This window comes from Arenimonas malthae CC-JY-1, assembly GCF_000747075.1.
GTDB classification, from domain to species: domain Bacteria; phylum Pseudomonadota; class Gammaproteobacteria; order Xanthomonadales; family Xanthomonadaceae; genus Arenimonas; species Arenimonas malthae.
Genome location: NZ_AVCH01000133.1, coordinates 1 through 20195, shown reverse-complemented (window position 1 = coordinate 20195; position 20195 = coordinate 1). Strand labels below are relative to the sequence as shown.

The window sequence follows — 20195 nt, the reverse complement described above, 5'->3', positions numbered from 1 at the left end:
ACGCCACTTCACGAAGGACCCGCCATGAGCCACCCGCACATCCACACCGAACTGCCCGGCCCCAAGGCCCGCGCCATGATCGCGCGCGACGCGGCGGTGATTTCGCCGTCCTACCCGCGCGACTACCCGTTCGTGATGTCGCACGGCCGTGGCACCGAAGTCTGGGACGTGGACGGCAACCGCTTCCTCGACTTCATGGCCGGCATCGCCGTCTGCGCCACCGGCCACGCGCACCCGGCGGTGGTGAAGGCGGTGCAGGGCGCGGCGGAAAAATTCCTGCACATCTCCAGCGACTACTGGCACGAGGAGATGGTGGGCCTGGGTGAACGCCTGGCCGCGGTGGCGCCGATGGGCGAACCGGCCATGAGCTTCATCTGCCAGTCCGGCACCGAAGCGGTGGAGGGCGCGCTCAAGCTGGCGCGCTACGTCACCGGCCGGCCGCGTTTCATCGGCTTCCTGGGCGGTTTCCACGGACGCACCATGGGCTCGCTGAGCTTCACCTCCAGCAAGTACACCCAGCAGAAGGGCTTCGCCACCACGCTGGCCGGCGTCACCCACGTGCCTTACCCGAACCCGTACCGGCCGCTGTTCGCCGGCGACGACCAGGGCGAGGCGGTGCTGGAGTACATCCGAATGCTGTTCCAGCGCAGCGTGCCGCCCAGCGAGGTGGCGGCCATGCTGATCGAACCGATGCAGGGCGAAGGCGGCTACCTGACGCCGCCCGACGGCTTCCTGGCCGGCCTGCGCGCGCTCTGCGACGAACACGGCATCCTGCTCATCTTCGACGAGGTGCAGTCGGGCATCGGCCGCACCGGCCGCATGTTCGCCAGTGAACACTGGGGCGTGCAGCCCGACATCATGAGCCTGGCCAAGGGCCTGGGCTCGGGCCTGCCCATCGGCGCGGTGGTGGCGAAGCGCCGCCTGATGCAGCAGTGGAAGCGCGGCGCCCACGGCAACACCTACGGCGGCAACCCCGTCACCTGCGCGGCGGCCAATGCCACGCTCGACCTGGTGCGCGGCGGCCTGGTGGACAACGCCGCGCGCGTGGGCGGGCACTTCATCGCCCGCCTGCGCGAACTGCAGCGCGACTACCCCTGCATCGGCGACGTGCGCGGCAAGGGCCTGTGGATCGGCATGGAGCTGGTCGAGGACGACGCGAAGAAGACCCCGGCCGCGGCCCTGTGCGACGCGGTGGTCACGCGCGCCTTCCACAACGGACTGCTGCTGCTGTCCTGCGGCACCAGCACGGTGCGCTTCATGCCGCCGCTGACGGTGACGGTGGCGGAGGTGGACGAGGCCATGGCGATGCTGAGAACCAGCCTCGACCAGGCGCTGGCGGGACGCTGAGCCATGCGCGCCCGCCTCCCCTTGCTGCTCGCGGCCCTCCTGCTGGCCACGGCGGCGCAGGCGGGGCGGGAACCGGTGCTCAACCAGGTCAAGGTTCCGCACAGCTACTACTGGCGCGAGCTCTACCTGCCCCAGCTCACCACCGGCCCGTCGGCCGCCGCTTTCCTGCCCGATGGCCAGGGGCTGGTGTACAGCATGGGCGGTTCGCTGTGGCGCCAGGCGCTGGGCGACGACCTCGCCACCGAGCTCACGCACCCGCGTGGCGCCTACGACCACCAGCCCGACGTCGCGCCCGATGGCAACGCGGTGGTGTTCACCCGCTACGACGGCGCGGCCATGGAGCTGTGGCGCCTGGACCTGAGCAGCGGTCGCGAGTTGCGGCTGACCGACGAAGGCGCGGTGAACGTGGAGCCGCGGATTTCGCCCGACGGCCGTCGGCTGGCCTGGGTATCCACCCGCGGCAACGGCAACTTCAACCTGTACGTGGCCGAGCTCGGCCCCGCGGGCCTCACGAACGTGCACGCGCTGCTGGGCGAGCGCCGCAGCAGCATCGACCGCTACTACTACGCGCCGGTGGACCACGCCATCAATCCCTCGTGGTCGCCCGACGGCGAAACGATCTACTACGTCGCCAATCCGGAAGTGGCCTGGGGCAGCGGCGACCTGTGGGCCGTGCCCGTGGCCGACCCTGCCGCGCGCCGCCGCGTCCACGCCGAAGAAACCAGCTGGGCCGCGCGCCCCGAGCTCGCGCCGGATGGCAAGCGCCTCCTGTATTCCGGCTACCGGGGCCGCCAGTGGCACCAGCTCTGGCTGACCACGCCGAACGGCGCGGCGCCGCTTCCGCTGAGCTTCGGCGAATTCGACCGGCGTCATGCGCGCTGGTCGCCCAACGGCCAGCGCGTCGCCTACATCGACAACCGCGACGGCGGCACCACGCTGCGGGTGATGGACGTCATCGGCGGCCGTACGGACACCGTGCAGGCCACGCGCCGCGAGACGCTGGCGCCGCAGGGCACGCTGGTGCTCGACATCCGCGACGGCGCCGGCCAGCGCGTGCCGGCGCGCGTGTCGGTCACCGGCAGCGACGGGCGCGCGCATGCCCCGGCCGGGGCCTGGCTGCACGCCGACGACGGCTTCGACCGCGCGCAGCAGAAAACCGAAACCCACTATTTCCACTGCGCGCCGCCTTGCCGCCTGCAGCTGCCCGCCGGGCCGGCGCAGGTTACGGTGCGGCGCGGCTTCGAAACCCTGCCGTGGAATGCCCGAGTGGACGTGGCGCCGGGCCCGGGCAAGCCCCTCATCGCCCACCTGCAGGCGCAGCCGCTGCCGCCCGCGTTCGGCGGTTTCGTCAGCGCCGATCTGCACGTGCACATGAACTACGGCGGCCACTACCGGCACACGCCGGAAACCCTGGTGCGCCAGGCCGAGGCCGAAGACCTCGACGTCGTGCACAACCTGGTGGTGAACAAGGAAGAGCGCATCCCCGACATCGCCGCCTTCCGCCCGGGCGTGGACCCGGCCAGCAACGCGGTCGTCACCCTGCTGCAGGGCCAGGAGTACCACACCAGTTTCTGGGGCCACCTGGGCCTGCTGCAGCTGCGCAGCCACTACCTGACGCCGGATTTCTCCGCTTACCGGCACACGGCGCTGGCCAGCCCGTACCCGCACAACGGCGTGATCGCCGACCTCGCGCACGAACAGGGCGCGCTGGTGGGTTACGTGCATCCCTTCGACTGGGACCCGGACCCGGCGAAGGAAACCGGCCTGAGCCACCAGCTGCCGGCGGACGCCATGCACCGCAAGGCGGACTACATCGAGGTCGTTGGTTTCTCCGACCACCGCGCCACCGCCGGCGTCTGGTACCGCCTGCTCAACCTGGGCCTGCGCGTCGCCGCCGGCGCCGGCACCGACGCCATGGCGAACTACGCCTCGCTGCGCGGCCCGGTCGGCATGAACCGCGTGTTCCTGGACACGGCCGGCAGCCGCGACCCGGAGACCGCGCTGGCCGCGCTGCGCAAAGGCGAAGGCTTCGCCAGCAACGGCCCGCTGCTGGGCCTGCTGGTGGACGGCCGCAAGCCGGGCGCCGAACTGCCGGCAGGCAAACATGCCTTCCGCCTGGCGCTGCGCTCGCCGGTGCCGGTGCAGCACCTGGAACTGGTGCACAACGGCCGCGTGGTGAAGGCCTTCGAACTGGAGGGCGACCGACGCACGCTCGACGCCGAAGGCGAACTCGATCTCGGCGACGGCTGGCTGCTGCTGCGCGCCTGGAACGACCAGGCCGACCCCGGCGTGCTCGACCTGTATCCGTACGCCACCACCAACCCGGTGTGGATCGGCCGCGGCCGCGCCAGCGAAAACGTGCAGGGCGACGCGGCCTATTTCACCGCCTGGCTCGACCGCGTGATCGCCAACGCCACGGCGCGGGAAGCCGACTTCAACGGCGCGGGCGAATTCGACGCCACGCTCGACTACCTGCGCGCCGCCCGCGCGCGTTACGCCCGCCTGGCCGAAGGACGCGACGAATGAAGCTCCGCCACTGCGCCTCCCTGCTGCTGGCCGCCGCGCTGCCAGCTTTCGCCGCGGCGCCGGGCCTGTCGCCCGCCGACTACGACCGTCTGGTGGACCTGACCGAGCCCGACCTCAGCGACGACGGCCGCTGGGTCGTTTACACCGCCAGTGCCGCCAACGTCGAAGAAGACCTCAACCAGTCCGACCTGTGGCGCGTGGCCTTCGCCGGCGGCGAACCGAAGCGGCTCACCGACACGCCGAAGCACAGCGAATGGCGGCCGCAGTGGTCGCCGGATGGCAAACACGTGGCCTTCCTGTCCGACCGCCCGCACGGCCGCGGCGACGACGCCGACGACAGCGTGCAGGTGTGGCTGGTGAAGGCCGGCGGCGGCCGCGCGCGGCGCATCACCTCGCTGCCGGGCGGCGTCGAGGATTTCGCCTGGTCGCCCGACGGGGCGCGCATGGTGGTGGTGGCCTGGGACCCGGAGCGCCCCGCCGGCACGCCCGAGCCGAAACAGCCGCCGCCCATCGTCACCACGCGCTACCAGTTCAAGGAAGACGGCACCGGCTACCTCACCCACCTGCGCAAGCACCTTTACCTGGTGGACGTGGGCAGCGGCCGTGCCACGCAACTCACGCAGGGCGACACCGACGAAATGCTGCCGGCCTGGTCGCCGGACGGCAGGACCATCGCCTTCGTCAGCAAGCGCGGCGAGGACCCCGACCGCCACCTCAACACCGACCTCTACCTGATCGCGCCGGAAGCCGGCGCCCGCGCGCGCCAGCTCACCACCTTCATCGGCGCCGACCTCGACCCGTACTGGGAAACGCGGCCCACCTGGAGCCCGGATTCCACCCGAATCGCCTACCTGCAGGGCGGCGAGGACCGGTGGATCTACTACGCCCCCTGGCAACTCGCGGTGGTGGACGTGGCCAGCGGAAAGGCCACGCTGCCGGCGCCCATCGACCGCTGCGTGACCAAGCCGCGCTGGTCGGCCGACGGCCGCGCGCTGTATGCGCTGTTCGAACACAGCCGCGTCACCCACCTCTCGCGCGTCGAGCTGGCCAGCGGGCAGGTCACGCCGCTCACCGGCGGCCTGCGCTTCGACTACGACCTGGACGTGGAAAGCGAGCGCATCGTGGTGCTCGGCGGCACCGACCACCAGCCCTATGCGCTGTCCGCCGTCGAATCCGATGCCGGCGGCGAGCCCGCGCTGCGCCTGCTGGCCGACCACAACCGCTGGCTGGCGCAGCGCCGCCTGGCGCCGGTGGAGCCCATCTTCTTCAAGAGCGCCGACGGCACCGCGCTCGAGGGCCTGCTGGTGAAGCCGCTCGACCACCAGCCCGGCCGGCGCTACCCCACGATCCTGCGCATCCACGGCGGCCCGGTGTACCAGTACAGCCACGAGTTCATGCCCGACTGGCAGGTGTACGCCGCCAGCGGCTACGCCGTGGTGGCGGTGAACCCGCGCGGCAGTTCGGGCCGCGGCTTCGACTTCGCGCGCGCCATCTACGCCGACTGGGGCAGCCTCGACACGGCCGACGTGCTCGCCGGCGTGGACCACGTGGTGGCGATGGGCGTGGCCGACCCGGAACGGCTGGGCATCGGCGGCTGGAGCTACGGCGGCATCCTGACCAATTCGGTCATCGCCCGCGACGGCCGCTTCAAGGCCGCCATCGCTGGCGCCGGCGTGGCGAACGTGTACGGCCTGTACGGCCACGACCAGTACACGCGCGAATACCGGCTCGAACTCGGCAACCCCTGGTCACAGCGCGAACAGTACGACCGCGCCAGCTTCCCCTTCCTGCACGCCGACCGCATCAGCACGCCCACGCTCTACCAGTGCGCGGAGATGGACTACAACGTGCCTTGCCTCGGGTCGGAGCAGATGTACCAGGCCCTGCGCGAACTGCGGGTGCCGACCCAGCTGGTGATCTATCCGGGCGAAAACCACGGCCTCACCGTGCCCAGCTACCTGCGCGACCGCATGCAGCGCAACCTGGACTGGTACGGGCGTTACCTGGGGCAGGGCGGCGCGAAGTGAACCGCGCCGCGCCCTCACTTGCCCGGCGCGAGCCGCCGGTGCTGGCGCAGGACTTCCACCAGCGCGGCGTGGTCGATGGCCCTGGCGTAGTTGCCGCCGTGGCCCTGCATGTCGCGCGCGGCCACCATGGCGTTGGTGATGGCTTCTTCGGTGGCCTGCACCGTGGCTTCGAACAGCGGGTCCATGCGGTCGTTGCCGACGAAGCGCGCCTGCTCGAGTTCGCCGCCGTCGAGCGCTTCGGCATTGGCGGTGGAGAAGGCCACGAAGATGTCGCCCGAGCCGTTGCCGGCGTAGCTGCCCAAACGCGCCAGGCCCAGGCTGGCGCGGCGGGCCAGGCGCTTGAGCTGGTGCGGCAGCAGGGGCGCGTCGGTGGCCACGATGATGATGATCGAGCCGGTGTCGCCGGCCAGCGGGTTGGGTTCGGTGTACACGCGGTCATTGCGCAGGAACTGGCCCACCGGCACGCCGGCGATGCGCAGGCTGTCGCGCAGGCCGTAGTTCGCCTGCACCAGCACGCCCACGGTGTAGTTGCCGCGCACCCGCGAGGCGGTGCCGATGCCGCACTTGAATTCGTGGCAGACCATGCCGGTGCCGCCGCCCACGTTGCCCTCGGCCACGGGGCCGCCCTTCGCGCCCCGAAGGGCCTCGGCCACGTGCGCCGGGGTCACGTGGAAGCCGTTGATGTCGTTGAGGTGCCCGTCCCAGGTTTCCGCCACCACCGGCAGCGACCACCAGTAGCCGGTGGCGTCGGCGCCGCCGGCGCGCACGCGTTCGGCGATGACGGCGTCGCGCACCACGCCTACGCTGTGGGTGTTGGTGAGCATCACCGGGCCTTCCAGCTGGCCCGATTCCTCCAGCCAGGCGGTGCCGGTCATCTCGCCGTTGCCGTTGAGCGCGAACCAGCCGCCGAACACCGGCGTGGCCGCGCTGGCCTGTCCGCGCGGCAGCACGGCGGTGACGCCGGTGCGCACCTTGCGGCCGTCGGCCTCGTCGCGGACGACCGTGGCGTGGCCCACCGTGACCCCGGCCACGTCGGTGATGGCGTTGAGCGGGCCGGGCTGGCCCTCGAAGGGAATGCCCAGGTCGCGCGCCCGGGGTTCGGCCGCCGAGGCGCCGGTGGCGAGGGCAAGCAGCAGCAGGCTGGCGCGGACCATGGTTTCTCCCCGAGGATGGCGGTACCACCCGAAGCTTAATCGAACCCGGCAGGCCCCATGCACACACCCGACAAGATCACCGCGCTTGAATCCGCCACCGCGCTGCCCGCGCGCTTCTATGTCGGCGAGGCCATGCTGGCGATGGAAAAACGTGCGGTATTCGCACGCAGCTGGCAGCTGGTGGCGCACCAGGGCCAGCTGGCCGAGCCGGGCGACCACGTGGTGGAGCAGGTGGGCGACGTGCCGGTGATCGTGGTGCGCGGCCAGGACGGCGTGCTGCGCGCCTTCCCCAACGTCTGCCGCCACCGCGCCGGCCCGCTGGCGCTGTGCAACGGCAAGGGCGCCCGCGCACTGCACTGCAAGTACCACGGCTGGAGCTACACGCTCGAGGGCCAGCTGCGCTCGGCGCCGGAAATGCAGGGCGCGGCGGATTTCGACGTGTCGGCCATCCGCCTGCCGCCGCTGCGGGTGGTGGAGTGGCAGGGCCTGGTGTTCGTGGCGCTGAGCGACAACGTGCCACCCTTCGAGGAGGTGTACGCCGGCATCACCGAACGTATCGCGCCCATCGACCTGGCCGCCATGCGCTTCCTGCGCCGCGACAGCTACGACATCGCCTGCAACTGGAAGGTTTACATCGACAACTTCCTGGAGGGCTACCACCTGCCGCACGTGCACCCGGGGCTGTCGAAGGTGCTGGACTACCGCGTCTACGACACCGAACTCTTCCCCTGGCATTCGCTGCAGCACTCGCCGCTGCGCAACAGCGGCGACATCTATGGCGACGGCGAAGCCTTCTACTACTTCGTCTACCCGAACGTGATGCTCAACATCATGCCGGGCCGCCTGCAGACCAACCGCATCCTGCCGCTGGGCCCCGGCCGCTGCCGGGTGGAGTTCGACTACTACTACGCCCAGGACGAGCAGGCCCAGGCCCGCATTGCCAACGACCAGGCCTTCAGCGACGAGGTGCAGGCCGAGGACATCACCATCTGCGAAGCGGTGCAGAAGGGCCTGGTGTCGGGCACCTACGAGGCCGGCCGGCTGTGCCCCAAGCGTGAGAGCGCGCTGTGGCTGTTCCACAACCAGCTGCGCGCGGCCTACGCCGCCGCGGGGGATGCCGCGTGAGGCGCGCCGGCCTGGCGATGACCCTGGCGGTCGCACTGGCGGCGCCGGCCGCCGCGCAGGACCTGCTGGTGCGCGCCGGCCACGTGGTGGACGTGGAAACCGGCGAGATTCGTGCCGACCAGGCCATCACAGTGCGCGACGGCCGCATCGCCGCCATCGCGCCCTGGACCGGCGATGCGCCCGAAGGTGCGCGCCTGCTCGACTGGTCCGCGCACGTGGTGGTGCCGGGCCTGATGGACATGCACACCCACCTGGCCGAAGAAGACCAGAGCGCCGACCTGGCCGCGCCGCTCAAGGCCACCCCGGCCCGCGCCGCCTTCGTCGGTGCCCGCAACGCCGCCGCCACCCTGCGCGCCGGCTTCACCACCGTGCGCGACGTGGGCGCCTACCGCGGCTTCGCCGACGTGGCCCTGCGCGACGCCATCAACCAGGGCCTGGTGCCGGGCCCGCGAATGTTCGTGGCCGGCGGTTACGTCACCGTCACCGGCGGCGGCGGCGAGCTCACCGGCCTGCCGGAAGGCAGCGTGGTGACGCCCGAGCTCCGCGTCGGCGTGGCCGACGATGAAGCGCAGGTGCGCAGCGCGGTGGATCGTTTCCTGGACGGCGGCGCCGACTTCATCAAGGTCATCGCCACCGGCGCCGTGCTCACCGCCGGCACCGAGCCGGGCCAGTCGGAATACTCCGAAGCCGAAGTGCGCGCTGCCGTGGAAGCGGCGGCCGCGCGTGGCAGCTGGGTGGCCGCGCACGCCCACGGCGCCGAAGGCATCGCCGCCGCGGCCCGCGCCGGCGCCCGCAGCATCGAACACGGTTCGCTGATGGACGACGCCGCCATCGCCGAAATGAAAAAACACGGCACCTGGCTGGTGGCCGACATCTACAACGGCGACTACATCGACGCCGTCGGCCGCCGCGACGGCTGGTCGGAAGAGATCCTGCGCAAGAACACCGAAACCACCGACGCCCAGCGCGCCGGCTTCCGCAAGGCCGTGGCCGCCGGCGTGAACAACGCCTACGGCACCGACGCCGGCGTCTACCCGCACGGCGACAACGGCCGCCAGTTCGCCTACATGGTGCGGCATGGCATGACGCCGCTGCAGGCCCTGCGCTCGGCCACGCTCGATTCCGCGCGCCTGCTGGGCCAGGAGGCCACGCTGGGCTCGATCACCGTGGGCAAGGCCGCCGACCTGGTGGCCGTGGCCTGCAACCCGCTGTCCGACATCACCTGCCTTGAGCGCGAGCATGTTCGCGGCGTGGTGAAGGCCGGCGACCCCGTTCCGATGCCCTGACCCTTTCCGGACCCTGGATGAACGACACCAAGAAGATCGGTTTCTGGACCTGCACCGCCCTCGTGGTGGGCAACACCATCGGCATGGGCATCTTCCTGCTGCCGGCCTCGCTGGCGCCGTTCGGGCTCAACGCCCTGATCGGCTGGGTGGTGGTGGTGCTGGGCTGCCTGGCGCTGGCGCGGGTGTTCGCGCACCTGGCGCGCGAGCTGCCGCAGGCCGAGGGGCCCTACGGCTACGTGCGCTCCACCCTGGGCGAACTGCCGGCCTACGTGGCGCTGTGGTGCTACTGGGTGTCGCTGTGGATCACCAACGCGGCGCTGGCCACCGGCGTGGTGGGCTACCTGCAGGCGGTGTTCCCGGAGCTGGTGGTGCTGCATCCGTCGCTGTGCGCGCTGGTGCTGCTGTGGGTGTTCGTGGCCATCAACTCCGCCGGGGTGCGCAGCGGTGGCGCGGTGCAGATCGTCACCACCGGCCTCAAGCTGCTGCCGATGGTGGCGGTGGCGGCGCTGGGCGCCTGGGTGCTGTTCACCACGCCGGGCGAATACGTGGCGCACCCGCCGACGCCGGCCATCACGCTGGGCGCCACGATGTCGGCGGCCACCATCGCGCTGTTCGCCATGCTGGGCATCGAATCGGCCACGGTGCCGGCCTCGAAGGTGCGCGACCCGGGCATCACCATCCCGCGCGCCACGCTGGTGGGCACGCTGGTGGTGGCGGTGATCTACCTCATCGTTTCCACCGTGCCGCTGCTGCTGATTCCCGAGGCGCAGCTGGCCGAATCGAGCGCGCCGTTCGCGCTGCTGATGTCGCTGTTCGGCGGCGATGGCTCCGGGCGCTGGCTGGCGCTGTTCGTGGTGGTGTCGGGCCTGGGCGCGCTCAACGGCTGGACCCTGCTGGTGGGCGAGCTCACCCGCACCATGGCCGGCCACGGCGTGCTGCCGGCTTTCCTGGCTTCTTCGAACCGCGCCGGTGCGCCGGGCCGCGCCCTGCTGGTGACGGGCCTGCTGGGCAGCGCGATGGTGCTGATGAGCTACAGCAAGACCCTGGTGGCCGGTTTCACCTTCCTCACCACCGTGGTCACCGCCGCCAACCTGCCGCTGTACGCCTGCTGCTCGCTGGCGCTGGTGGTGACCTGGCGCCGCGGCGGCGGCATCCGCACGGGCATGCTGGTGGCCTCGGTGCTGGCCCTGGCCTTCGTGGTGTTCGCCTTCGTCGGCATGGGCCGCGAGCCCTTCCTGTGGGCGCTGGTGCTGGCGGTGGCGGGCCTGCCGCTGTATGCCTTCCTGCGCCTTCGCCCGAAGAAGGTCGCCGGCCATGCGTGACCCGCGCTACGACATCCTGTTCGAGCCGGTGCGCATCGGCCCGGTGGTGGCGAAGAACCGTTTCTTCCAGGTGCCGCACTGCAACGGCATGGGCCACCAGATGCCGCTGGCGCACGCCGCCATGCGCGAGGCGAAGGCCGAGGGCGGCTGGGCGGTGATCTCCACCGAGGAATGCGAAATCCACCCCAGCTCCGACCTCACGCCCTACGTCGAGGCGCGGCTGTGGGACGACCGGGACATCCCCGCGCTTTCGCTCATGGCCGACAAGGTGCACGCGTTTGGCGCGCTGGCCGCCATCGAGCTCAGCCACAACGGTCCCACCGCTTCGAACCTGTACTCCCGCGAGGTGCTGCTGGCGCCTTCGCACCAGCCCTCGAAGTACGGCTACCCGGCGCAGGCGCGGGCCATGGACAAGGCCGACATCCGCGCCTACCGCCAGTGGCACCGCGACGCCGCCGTGCGCGGCATGCGCGCCGGCATGGACATCGTCTACGTCTACGCCGCGCACGACCTGTCGCTGCCCATGCACTTCCTGCAGCGGCGCCGCAACCAGCGCACCGACGAATACGGCGGTTCGCTGGAGAACCGCGTGCGCCTGCTGCGCGAGGTGCTGCAGGACACGAAGGAGGCCGTGGGCCACCGCTGCGGCGTGGCCCTGCGTTTCGCCACCGACGAATTCCTGGGCCCGGGCGGCGTGGAGCTGGCCGAGGCGCGCGACATCGTGGCCATGCTGGCCGAGCTGCCCGACCTGTGGGACGTGAACGTGGCCGCCTGGTACAACGATTCCGTGCCCTCGCGCTTCGCGCCGGAAGGCGCGCAGGAGCCCTTCATCGACTTCGTGAAGAAGGCGACGAGCAAGCCGGTGGTGGGCGTGGGCCGCTTCACTTCGCCCGACACCATGGTCAGCCAGGTCCGCCGCGGCGTGGTGGACTTCATTGGCGCCGCGCGCCCGTCCATCGCCGATCCCTTCCTGCCGCGCAAGATCGAAGAAGGCCGGTTCGACGACATCCGCGAGTGCATCGGCTGCAACATCTGCATCACCGGCGACAACACCATCACGCCCATCCGCTGCACCCAGAACCCGAGCATGGGCGAGGAGTGGCGCAAGGGCTGGCACCCCGAGCGCATCGCGCCCAGGGCCTCCGACGCGCGCGTGCTGGTGGTGGGCGGCGGCCCGGCCGGGCTGGAGGCGGCGCGGGCGCTGGGCCAGCGCGGCCACGAGGTGGCGCTGGCGGAGGCCTCGAAGGAGCTCGGCGGCCGTGTCAGCCGGGAGGCGCGCCTGCCCGGCCTGGCCGAATGGGGCCGCGTGCGCGACTGGCGCCTGGGGCAGATCCGCAAGCTGCCGAACGTGTCGACGTACCTGGATTCGACGATGTCGGCGCAGGACGTGCTCGACTTCGGCGCCCGGCACGTGGTGCTGGCCACCGGCTGCCGCTGGCGCCGCGACGGGTACGGCCGCAGCAACGGCCTGGGCATCCCCGGGCTGGCGGAGCACCCGGCCGTGTTCACGCCCGACGACCTGATGGACGGCCGCCTGCCCACCGGCACCGTGGCCGTGTTCGACGACGATTATTTCTACTACGCCACCGTCGCCGCCGAAGCGCTGGCGAAGGCGGGCTGCCGAGTGGTCTTCATCACGCCCGACGACACGCCGGCGTCCTGGGGCGCCTACACGCTGGAATACCGGCACGTGCGCAAGCGGCTGGCGGCGCTGGGCGTGGAGATCCGCGTGTCGACCAACATCACCGGTTTCGCCGGGCGCACGCTGGTGCTGGAAGACGTGTGGTCCGATGCCACTTCAACGCTGGACGTGGACGCGCTGCTCACCGTCACCGCGCGCCTGCCGAACGACGAACTTTTCCACGCGCTGAAGGCCCGCGAAGCCGAGTGGGCCGACGCCGGCATCCAAAGCGTGGACTGCATCGGCGACGCGCTGGCGCCGGGCCTCATCGCCCACGCGGTGTACGCGGGCCATCGTTACGCGCAGGAGCTGGGCGAAGCGAAGACGGGCGAGGTGCCGTTCAAGCGACACTTCCACACGGCCCGTGAAACGGACCTGCTGGACGGGCCATGAGCCACGGACTGCTACGCCTGGGCTCCACCCAGCAGCGGCTGCTGCGCCAGCTGCTGATGTCGGGCGGTGGCTGCACGGTCGAGGATCTTTGCCTGCGCCTGAAGATCACTCACAACGCGGTCCGCCAGCACCTGACCGCGCTGATCGGGCAACGTTACGTCGAACGCGCCGAGGCCGTCGCCACGGGCGGCCGGCCGCAGGTTCGATATGCGATCACGCTGGAAGGCCGCGAACTCTTCCCGCGCAACTACGGCGCCATCGCCGGCGCCTTGCTGGCGCGGCTGGAAAGCCAGTTGGGCCAGGATGCGGTGTCCGGGCTGCTGGTCGAGCTGGGGGCCACCGTGGCTGCGTCGCAGCTGCCGTTGCCGGCTGGTGGTGACGAAGAGGCCCTGGCCAAGGCGTTGGCCGATCGCCTCGACAGCCTGGGCTACGAGGCCGTGGCGGCGCGCAGCGACGGCGAGTGGCAGGTGGAGGCGTTCAACTGCGTCTTCCACGCCCTGGCGCGGCAAAACCCCCAGGTCTGCAAGTTCGACCTCGCGTATCTCGAGGCGGTCAGCGGCCGGAAGGTGGCGCTCACGGCCTGCATCCTGCACGGCCAGCACGTCTGCCGCTTCCGGGTGAAGCCAGTCTGACGGTAAGGCTCTAAATAGAAGCTTTACACATAGATATATTCCGTATCGTCGAGACCCCCGATAGGGTGCTTCCACGCCGCGCCCGCGGCGCCCCTTCCTTACGGAGCCTCATCCCATGAAAGCCACAGCCCTCGTCCTCGCACTTTCCGTCGCGTTCGCCTTCGGTACCGAAGCGCAGGCCGACGAAAGCGCCCATCCCGCCCACGCCGTCCCGCCCGCGGCCGACGCGGCGGCCATGTCCAGCGCCAAGCAGGCCACGACCCAAGCCGCCCTGCGCGACCTGTGGGTCGAGCACGTGTTCTGGATCCGCGACTACGTCAACGCCCGCGCCGAGGGTGATGCCGCCCGGCAGCGCGTGGCCGCCGACCAGGTCGTCGCCAACGCCACGGCCATCTCGGGCGCGGTAGCGGGCTTCTACGGCAAGCCGGCCGGCGACCACCTGCTCGGCCTGTTGGCCGGGCACTGGGGGGCGGTGAAGGATTACGCCGATGCCAGCTTCGGCCAGGTCGATGCTGCGGCCCAGCAGGCCGCCGCGGCCGCGCTGACGGCGAACGCCAAGGACATCGCCGCCTTCCTGGCGAAGGCCAATCCCTACCTGCCCGAGGCGACCCTGGTGGGCCTGCTGAGCGCCCATGGTGCCCACCACATCGCCCAGATCCAGCAGGTTTCCAAGCGCGACTACGCCGCGGAAGCCCGGACCTGGGCCGCGATGCGCCAGCACATGTTCACCATCGCCGATGCACTGACGGCCGCACTGGCCAAGCAGTTCCCGGCGAAGTTCTGAGCCGGGTCCTGCTGGCCCCGCCGGCGCATCCCCATGCCGGCGGGGTTGGCGGGAGCAGGGTAGGAAACGCCGGTGAACTGCACTGCGGCGACGGCTAGGGCGCGCCGAGGATCTCCGCGAGGTCGGCGGTGTCGGGCAGGCCGGGGAAGCGCTTGAGGCGACCCTCGGCGTCGAGGTAGACCAGCCCCGGCGTGCCGTGGAAACCCAGGGCGCGCAGCAGCTTCTCGTTGGCGTCGAGCTTGGCCTTCAGCGCCGGCGGCACGGCCGGCAGCGGGCGTATGCCGCCTTCGCGGTAATGGCGCTCGTTCCGGGCCAGCGCGTCGGCCGGCACGTCGGCGCCCAGGATGGCCGCCGCCTTGCCCGGGCTGTCGTCGCCGATGATGCCCACCATCAGGTGGCGCAGCTGCACCTGGCCCGATTCCACGAAGGGACGAGCGGCCAGCCAGAAGCGGTTGCAGTAGCCGCAGTTCGGGTCGGCGAAGGCATAAACAAGGCGCGGCGCGTCGGCGCGGCCGTCGGCCACCCAGTGGCCGGACGCCAGGCGGGCCCAGTCGTCGCGCGCCTCCGCTGCCGGGGCGGCCTGCGCGGGCACCGCCGCACCGCCCGGCAGGGGCAGCAGCAGGGCCAGCAGCAGCGCGGGCAGGAGGGGCCGGGCCATGTTGCAATCATATACCCGTGGGGGTATATGCTGGCCACGGGTCCGCATCGTGGGGAGCGAAGGCATGGCAACCCGGCTGGAACTGGCACTGCTGAGCGCGCGCGGCGTGGGCAAGGGCATCCGCCTGCTCGAATACGTGGGCCTGGTGATCGTGCTGGCGGCCACGCTGCTGGCCGGCGGCCACGAGGTGTGGCGCATGTTCTCAAGCGGCAAGGTGGGCATTTCCGACCTGCTGCTGCTCTTCATGTACCTCGAGATGGTTTCCATGGTGGAAACCTACTGGCGCATGGGCAAGCTGCCGGTGCGCATGCCGCTGTACATCGCCATGGTCGGCATCGCCCGGCACCTGATGGCCGATTCCTCCTACCACGACCCCTGGCTGATGATCGCCGGCGCCGGCGCCATCGTGCTGCTGGCGGTGGGCGTGTTCATCGTGCGCTACGGCCACCTGCGCTTCCCCTACACGCAGGCGTCGGAGGAAGCCACGGACCGGGAATGAGGCGGCCGGCAAGCCCGGCGCGCCATGACGGGTGACGGTGTTGGGCGGCTGCCGGATAATGGCGGGCTCAGCTCCCCCAAGGCCCCGCCCGCATGAATTCCCAGCACCGCAAGCCGCTGCCCGGCACCGCCCTCGACTACTTCGACGCCCGCGCGGCGGTGGACGCGATCCGGCCCGGGGCCTGGGCGGGCCTGCCCTACACCTCGCGCGTGCTGGCCGAGAACCTGGTGCGCCGCTGCGAGCCGGCCAACCTGGAGGCCTCGCTGCGCCAGCTCATCGAGCGCAAGCGCGACCTCGACTTCCCCTGGTTCCCGGCCCGCGTGGTCTGCCACGACATCCTGGGGCAGACCGCGCTGGTGGACCTGGCCGGCCTGCGCGACGCCATCGCCGACCAGGGCGGCGACCCGGCCCAGGTGAACCCGGTGGTGCCGGTGCAGCTGATCGTGGACCACTCGCTGGCGGTGGAATGCGGCGGCTTCGACCCCGATGCCTTCGCCAAGAACCGCGCCATCGAGGACCGCCGCAACGAAGACCGCTTCCACTTCATCGACTGGACCAAGCTGGCGTTCAAGAACGTGGACGTGATCCCGCCGGGCAACGGGATCATGCACCAGATCAACCTGGAGAAGATGTCGCCCGTCATCTGCGTGCAGGACGGCGTGGCCTTCCCGGATACCTGCGTGGGTACCGACAGCCACACGCCGCACGTGGACGCGCTGGGCGTGATCGCCATCGGCGTGGGCGGCCTCGAGGCCGAGAACGTCATGCTGGGCCGCGCCTCGTGGATGCGCCTGCCCGACATCATCGGCGTCGAGCTCAGCGGCAGGCCGCAGCCGGGCATCACCGCCACCGACATCGTGCTCTCGCTCACCGAATTCCTGCGCAAGCAGAAGGTCGTGGGCGCGTACCTGGAGTTCCGCGGCGAAGGCGCGGCGGCGCTCACGCTGGGCGACCGCGCCACCATTTCCAACATGGCCCCGGAATACGGCGCCACTGCCGCCATGTTCTTCATCGACGGCAACACGCTCGACTACCTGCGCCTGACCGGCCGCACCGACGAGCAGGTGGCGCTGGTTGAGAATTACGCCAAGATCTCGGGCCTGTGGGCCGACGCGCTGGCCACCGCGCAGTACGAGCGCACGCTGCACTTCGACCTGTCCACCGTGGTGCGCACGATGGCCGGCCCGTCGAACCCGCACGCCCGCGTGGCCACCAGCGACCTCGCCGCCAAGGGCATCGCCGGCAACCTGGCCGCCGCGCAGGCGCAGGAAGCCGAGGGCCTGATGCCCGACGGCGCGGTGATCATCGCCGCCATCACCTCGTGCACGAATACGTCCAACCCGCGCAACGTCATCGCCGCCGGCCTGCTGGCCAAGAAGGCGAATGCGCTGGGCCTGGTACGCAAGCCCTGGGTGAAGTCGTCGCTGGCGCCGGGCTCCAAGGCCGTGGCGCTGTACCTGGAGGAAGCCGGCCTGAAGGCCGAGCTCGAGCAGCTGGGCTTCGGCATCGTCGCCTTCGCCTGCACCACCTGCAACGGCATGAGCGGCGCGCTTGACCCGGTGATCCAGCAGGAAATCATCGAGCGCGACCTGTACGCCACCGCCGTGCTCAGCGGCAACCGCAACTTCGACGGCCGCATCCATCCCTACGCGAAGCAGGCCTTCCTGGCCTCGCCGCCGCTGGTGGTGGCTTATGCCATCGCCGGCACCATCCGCTTCGACATCGAGAAGGACGCGCTGGGCCACCGCGCCGACGGCACGCCCATCCTGCTCAAGGACCTGTGGCCGAGCGACGCCGAGATCGACGCGATCGTGAAGGCGGCCGTGAAGCCGGAGCAGTTCCGCAAGGTGTACGAGCCGATGTTCAAGATCGCGGTGGAGTCGGGCGAGGCCGTGAGCCCGCTGTACGACTGGCGCGCGCAGAGCACCTACATCCGCCGCCCGCCCTATTGGGAAGGCGCGCTGGCCAAGCCGCGCACGCTCACCGGCATGCGCCCGCTGGCGCTGCTGGGCGACAACATCACCACCGACCACCTCTCGCCATCGAACGCCATCCTCGCCTCCAGCGCGGCCGGCGAATACCTGGCGAAGATGGGCTTGCCGGAAGAGGACTTCAATTCCTACGCCACCCACCGCGGCGACCACCTGACCGCGCAGCGCGCCACCTTCGCCAACCCCACGCTGCTCAATGAAATGGCGGTGGTGGACGGCGCGGTGAAGAAGGGTTCGCTGGCGCGCGTGGAGCCGGAAGGCCGGGTGATGCGCATGTGGGAGGCGATCGAAACCTACATGGAGCGCGGCCAGCCGCTGGTCATCATCGCCGGCGCCGACTACGGCCAGGGCAGCTCGCGCGACTGGGCCGCCAAGGGCGTGCGCCTGGCCGGCGTGGAAGCCATCGTGGCCGAGGGCTTCGAGCGCATCCACCGCACCAACCTGATCGGCATGGGCGTGCTGCCGCTGGAGTTCCTGCCCGGCACCACCCGCAAGACCCTCGGCCTGGACGGCACCGAAACCTACGACGTGCTGGGCGAACGTTCCCCGCGCGCCTCCCTGACGCTGGTGGTCAACCGCCGCAACGGCGAACGCCTGGAAGTGCCGGTGCGCTGCCGCCTCGATTCCGACGAGGAAGTGTCCATCTACGAAGCCGGCGGCGTGCTGCAGCGCTTCGCCCAGGATTTCCTCGAATCCACCCAGGCCGCCTGAACCGGTTTGAGCCCCTCTCCCCCCGGGAGAGGGGTTGGGGAGAGGGCGCTTCTCCGACGGGACTTGCCCCTCTCCCCCGACCCCTCTCCCGCAAGGGGAGAGGGGAGCATGAAGCCCAGGACCTTGAAGCCCCTCTCCCCCCGGGAGAGGGGTTGGGGAGAGGGGCTTTGCACCAGCGAGACTTCGCCAAACACCTCCGCCAATCCATGACCGAGGCCGAACGCCGCCTCTGGTACCACCTGCGCGCCCATCGCTTCGGCGGCCACAAGTTCCGGCGGCAGGTGCCGGTCGGCCCCTACATCGTGGATTTCCTCCACCACGGCGCAGGGCTGGTGGTCGAAGCCGATGGCGGGCAACACAACGGACCAGCGGGCGACGGGGAGCGCGATGCTTGGCTGCAGCGGCACGGCTATCGGGTACTGCGTTTCTGGAACCACGAGATACTGCAAAATACGCAGGTGGTCCTTGAGGTCATCTGGAATGCCCTTGGGGCCCGGCTCTCGCCCGAGCCCTCTCCCCCGGCCCCTCTCCCGCAAGCGGGAGAGGGGAGCAAGGCGCGCCTCTAGCCCTTCCCCCCTGGCGGGAGAGGGGAGCAAGGCGCGCTACTAGCCCCTCTCCCGCTTGCGGGAGAGGGGTTGGGGAGAGGGGAAACCCGCATGAGGAAGAAGATGACCCACGCACCGCAGATCAAGATTCCCGCCACCTACATGCGCGGCGGCACTTCCAAGGGCGTGTTCTTCCGCCTGGAAGACCTGCCCGAAGCCGCGCGCGTGCCCGGCCCGGCGCGCGACGCGCTGCTGATGCGCGTCATCGGTTCGCCCGATCCCTACGGCAAGCACACCGATGGCATGGGCGGCGCCACGTCCAGCACCAGCAAGTGCGTGATCATCTCCAAGAGCACGCAGCCCGGCCACGACGTCGACTACCTCTACGGCCAGGTGTCCATCGACACCGCCTTCGTCGACTGGAGCGGCAACTGCGGCAACCTCAGCACCGCGGTGGGCCCGTTCGCCATCGCCAACGGCTTCATCGACAAGGCGCGGCTGCCGGAAAACGGCGTGTTCCCGGTGAAGGTGTGGCAGGCCAACATCGGCAAGACCATCATTTGCCACGTGCCGGTCACGAATGGCGAGGTGCAGGAAACCGGCGACTTCGAGCTCGACGGCGTCACCTTCCCGGCGGCCGAGATCGTGCTCGAGTTCATCGACCCGGCCGACGAGGGCGAAGGCGAGGGCGGCGGCGCCATGTTCCCCACCGGCAATCTCACCGACAGGCTCGAGGTGCCCGGCGTCGGCACGCTCGAGGTGACGATGATCAACGCCGGCATCCCCACCGTGTTCGTCAACGCGAAGGACATCGGCTACACCGGCACCGAACTGCAGGACGCCATCAACGGCGACCCGGCGGCGCTGGCCAGGTTCGAAACCATCCGCGCCCACGGCGCCGTGCGCATGGGCCTGATCAAGGACGTGGCCGACGCCGCAAAGCGCCAGCACACGCCCAAGGTCGCCTTCGTGGCGCCGCCGGCCGATTACGCCACCAGCAGCGGCAAGCGCATCGCCGCCGCCGACATCGACCTGCACGTGCGCGCGCTCAGCATGGGCAAGCTGCACCACGCCATGATGGGCACCTGCGCCGTGGCCATCGGCACCGCCGCGGCCATCCCCGGCACGCTGGTGAACCGCGCGGCCGGCGGCGGCGCACGCACCGCCGTGCGTTTCGGCCACCCCAGCGGCACCCTGCGCGTGGGCGCCGAGGCGGCCAGCGAAAACGGCCAGTGGGTGGTGCGCAAGGCCATCATGAGCCGCAGCGCGCGCGTGCTGATGGAAGGCGCGGTGCGGGTGCCCGCGGATTTCCACGCGGGCTGAACCGCCACCTCGGGTAACATCGCCGGCATCGCACTGGAGGAACCGACCATGTCCCTTGCCGGAAAAACCATCGCCGTCACCGGCGCCTTCGGGGCGCTGGGCACCGCCGTCGTCACGGCGCTGCAGGCGCAGGGCGCCGCCGTGGCCGCCATCGACCGCGCCGACGCGCCGCGCGACCCGGCCGCCCTGGG

Annotated in this window: 15 protein-coding genes; 13 read left to right on the top strand and 2 right to left on the bottom strand. The window is 70.8% G+C overall.

Features of this window, described 5'->3' with window-relative positions:
- Nucleotides 1-24 precede the first annotated feature (24 nt).
- From N790_RS06005 to N790_RS05995, 3 genes are read left to right on the top strand one after another with little or no spacing between them, the layout of a single operon-like run.
- Nucleotides 25-1347, top strand: coding sequence for an acetyl ornithine aminotransferase family protein (locus N790_RS06005; RefSeq protein ID WP_043802058.1), 1323 nt, complete (start codon nucleotides 25-27; stop codon nucleotides 1345-1347).
- Nucleotides 1348-1350: 3 nt separating this feature from the next.
- Nucleotides 1351-3873: a CehA/McbA family metallohydrolase gene (locus tag N790_RS06000; RefSeq protein ID WP_043802057.1), complete on the top strand. Its 2523-nt coding sequence runs from the start codon at nucleotides 1351-1353 to the stop codon at nucleotides 3871-3873.
- Nucleotides 3870-5900: a S9 family peptidase gene (locus tag N790_RS05995; RefSeq protein ID WP_043802056.1), complete on the top strand. Its 2031-nt coding sequence runs from the start codon at nucleotides 3870-3872 to the stop codon at nucleotides 5898-5900. The genes N790_RS06000 and N790_RS05995 overlap by 4 nt, the downstream gene beginning before the upstream one ends.
- Before the next feature lie 14 nt (nucleotides 5901-5914).
- Here N790_RS05995 and N790_RS05990 read toward each other — a convergent pair whose 3' ends face one another.
- Complete coding sequence (locus N790_RS05990; protein WP_043802054.1) at nucleotides 5915-7054, bottom strand: DmpA family aminopeptidase; 1140 nt, start codon at nucleotides 7052-7054, stop codon at nucleotides 5915-5917.
- Between the two features lie 57 nt (nucleotides 7055-7111).
- Here N790_RS05990 and N790_RS05985 point away from each other — a divergent pair, with 57 nt between their 5' ends.
- The 6 genes from N790_RS05985 to N790_RS05960 all read left to right on the top strand — a co-directional run bounded on the left by N790_RS05985 (nucleotide 7112) and on the right by N790_RS05960 (nucleotide 14277).
- A complete protein-coding gene (locus N790_RS05985; RefSeq protein ID WP_043802053.1) occupies nucleotides 7112-8179 on the top strand; it encodes an aromatic ring-hydroxylating oxygenase subunit alpha in 1068 nt (355 codons plus the stop codon).
- Nucleotides 8176-9465: a metal-dependent hydrolase family protein gene (locus N790_RS05980; RefSeq protein ID WP_245593747.1), complete on the top strand. Its 1290-nt coding sequence runs from the start codon at nucleotides 8176-8178 to the stop codon at nucleotides 9463-9465. Before N790_RS05985 ends, N790_RS05980 begins: the two co-directional genes overlap by 4 nt.
- Nucleotides 9466-9482: 17 nt before the next feature.
- On the top strand, nucleotides 9483-10787 hold the full coding sequence (locus N790_RS05975; RefSeq protein WP_043802049.1) for an amino acid permease: 1305 nt from the start codon (nucleotides 9483-9485) through the stop codon (nucleotides 10785-10787).
- Nucleotides 10780-12861 (top strand): oxidoreductase, encoded by a 2082-nt coding sequence (locus N790_RS05970; RefSeq protein WP_043802047.1) that lies wholly within the window; start codon nucleotides 10780-10782, stop codon nucleotides 12859-12861. Before N790_RS05975 ends, N790_RS05970 begins: the two co-directional genes overlap by 8 nt.
- On the top strand, nucleotides 12858-13493 hold the full coding sequence (locus tag N790_RS05965; RefSeq protein WP_043802044.1) for a helix-turn-helix transcriptional regulator: 636 nt from the start codon (nucleotides 12858-12860) through the stop codon (nucleotides 13491-13493). Before N790_RS05970 ends, N790_RS05965 begins: the two co-directional genes overlap by 4 nt.
- Nucleotides 13494-13608: 115 nt before the next feature.
- On the top strand, nucleotides 13609-14277 hold the full coding sequence (locus N790_RS05960; protein WP_043802043.1) for a hypothetical protein: 669 nt from the start codon (nucleotides 13609-13611) through the stop codon (nucleotides 14275-14277).
- Nucleotides 14278-14371: 94 nt separating this feature from the next.
- Here the strand turns inward: N790_RS05960 and dsbG are convergent, their stop codons facing one another.
- Nucleotides 14372-14935 carry a thiol:disulfide interchange protein DsbG gene (gene dsbG, locus N790_RS05955; protein ID WP_052385729.1) on the bottom strand — a complete coding sequence of 188 codons (564 nt, stop codon included), beginning with the start codon at nucleotides 14933-14935 and terminating at the stop codon, nucleotides 14372-14374.
- A gap of 64 nt (nucleotides 14936-14999) precedes the next feature.
- On the opposite strand from dsbG, the gene N790_RS05950 reads away from it, so the two are divergent.
- From N790_RS05950 to prpF, 4 genes are all read left to right on the top strand, one after another.
- On the top strand, nucleotides 15000-15434 hold the full coding sequence (locus N790_RS05950; protein ID WP_043802040.1) for a phosphate-starvation-inducible protein PsiE: 435 nt from the start codon (nucleotides 15000-15002) through the stop codon (nucleotides 15432-15434).
- Between the two features lie 92 nt (nucleotides 15435-15526).
- Nucleotides 15527-18136, top strand: a complete 2610-nt coding sequence (acnD, locus tag N790_RS05945) for a Fe/S-dependent 2-methylisocitrate dehydratase AcnD (RefSeq protein WP_043802039.1) — start codon at nucleotides 15527-15529, stop codon at nucleotides 18134-18136.
- Between the two features lie 152 nt (nucleotides 18137-18288).
- On the top strand, nucleotides 18289-18702 hold the full coding sequence (locus tag N790_RS05940) for an endonuclease domain-containing protein (protein WP_342668323.1): 414 nt from the start codon (nucleotides 18289-18291) through the stop codon (nucleotides 18700-18702).
- Nucleotides 18703-18804: 102 nt separating this feature from the next.
- Entirely contained in the window at nucleotides 18805-20004 is a 1200-nt protein-coding gene (prpF, locus tag N790_RS05935; RefSeq protein ID WP_043802035.1) for a 2-methylaconitate cis-trans isomerase PrpF, read from the top strand.
- Nucleotides 20005-20195: the final 191 nt, after the last annotated feature.

What these genes read in the sequence shown, in the direction of transcription:
- N790_RS06005 (WP_043802058.1), top strand. Translation starts at nt 25, where the DNA reads ATGAGCCACCCGCACATCCACACCGAACTGCCCGGCCCCAAGGCCCGC.
- N790_RS06000 (WP_043802057.1), top strand. Translation starts at nt 1,351, where the DNA reads ATGCGCGCCCGCCTCCCCTTGCTGCTCGCGGCCCTCCTGCTGGCCACG.
- N790_RS05995 (WP_043802056.1), top strand. Translation starts at nt 3,870, where the DNA reads ATGAAGCTCCGCCACTGCGCCTCCCTGCTGCTGGCCGCCGCGCTGCCA.
- N790_RS05990 (WP_043802054.1), bottom strand. Translation starts at nt 7,054, where the DNA reads ATGGTCCGCGCCAGCCTGCTGCTGCTTGCCCTCGCCACCGGCGCCTCG.
- N790_RS05985 (WP_043802053.1), top strand. Translation starts at nt 7,112, where the DNA reads ATGCACACACCCGACAAGATCACCGCGCTTGAATCCGCCACCGCGCTG.
- N790_RS05975 (WP_043802049.1), top strand. Translation starts at nt 9,483, where the DNA reads ATGAACGACACCAAGAAGATCGGTTTCTGGACCTGCACCGCCCTCGTG.
- N790_RS05970 (WP_043802047.1), top strand. Translation starts at nt 10,780, where the DNA reads ATGCGTGACCCGCGCTACGACATCCTGTTCGAGCCGGTGCGCATCGGC.
- N790_RS05965 (WP_043802044.1), top strand. Translation starts at nt 12,858, where the DNA reads ATGAGCCACGGACTGCTACGCCTGGGCTCCACCCAGCAGCGGCTGCTG.
- N790_RS05960 (WP_043802043.1), top strand. Translation starts at nt 13,609, where the DNA reads ATGAAAGCCACAGCCCTCGTCCTCGCACTTTCCGTCGCGTTCGCCTTC.
- dsbG (WP_052385729.1), bottom strand. Translation starts at nt 14,935, where the DNA reads ATGGCCCGGCCCCTCCTGCCCGCGCTGCTGCTGGCCCTGCTGCTGCCC.
- N790_RS05950 (WP_043802040.1), top strand. Translation starts at nt 15,000, where the DNA reads ATGGCAACCCGGCTGGAACTGGCACTGCTGAGCGCGCGCGGCGTGGGC.
- acnD (WP_043802039.1), top strand. Translation starts at nt 15,527, where the DNA reads ATGAATTCCCAGCACCGCAAGCCGCTGCCCGGCACCGCCCTCGACTAC.
- prpF (WP_043802035.1), top strand. Translation starts at nt 18,805, where the DNA reads ATGACCCACGCACCGCAGATCAAGATTCCCGCCACCTACATGCGCGGC.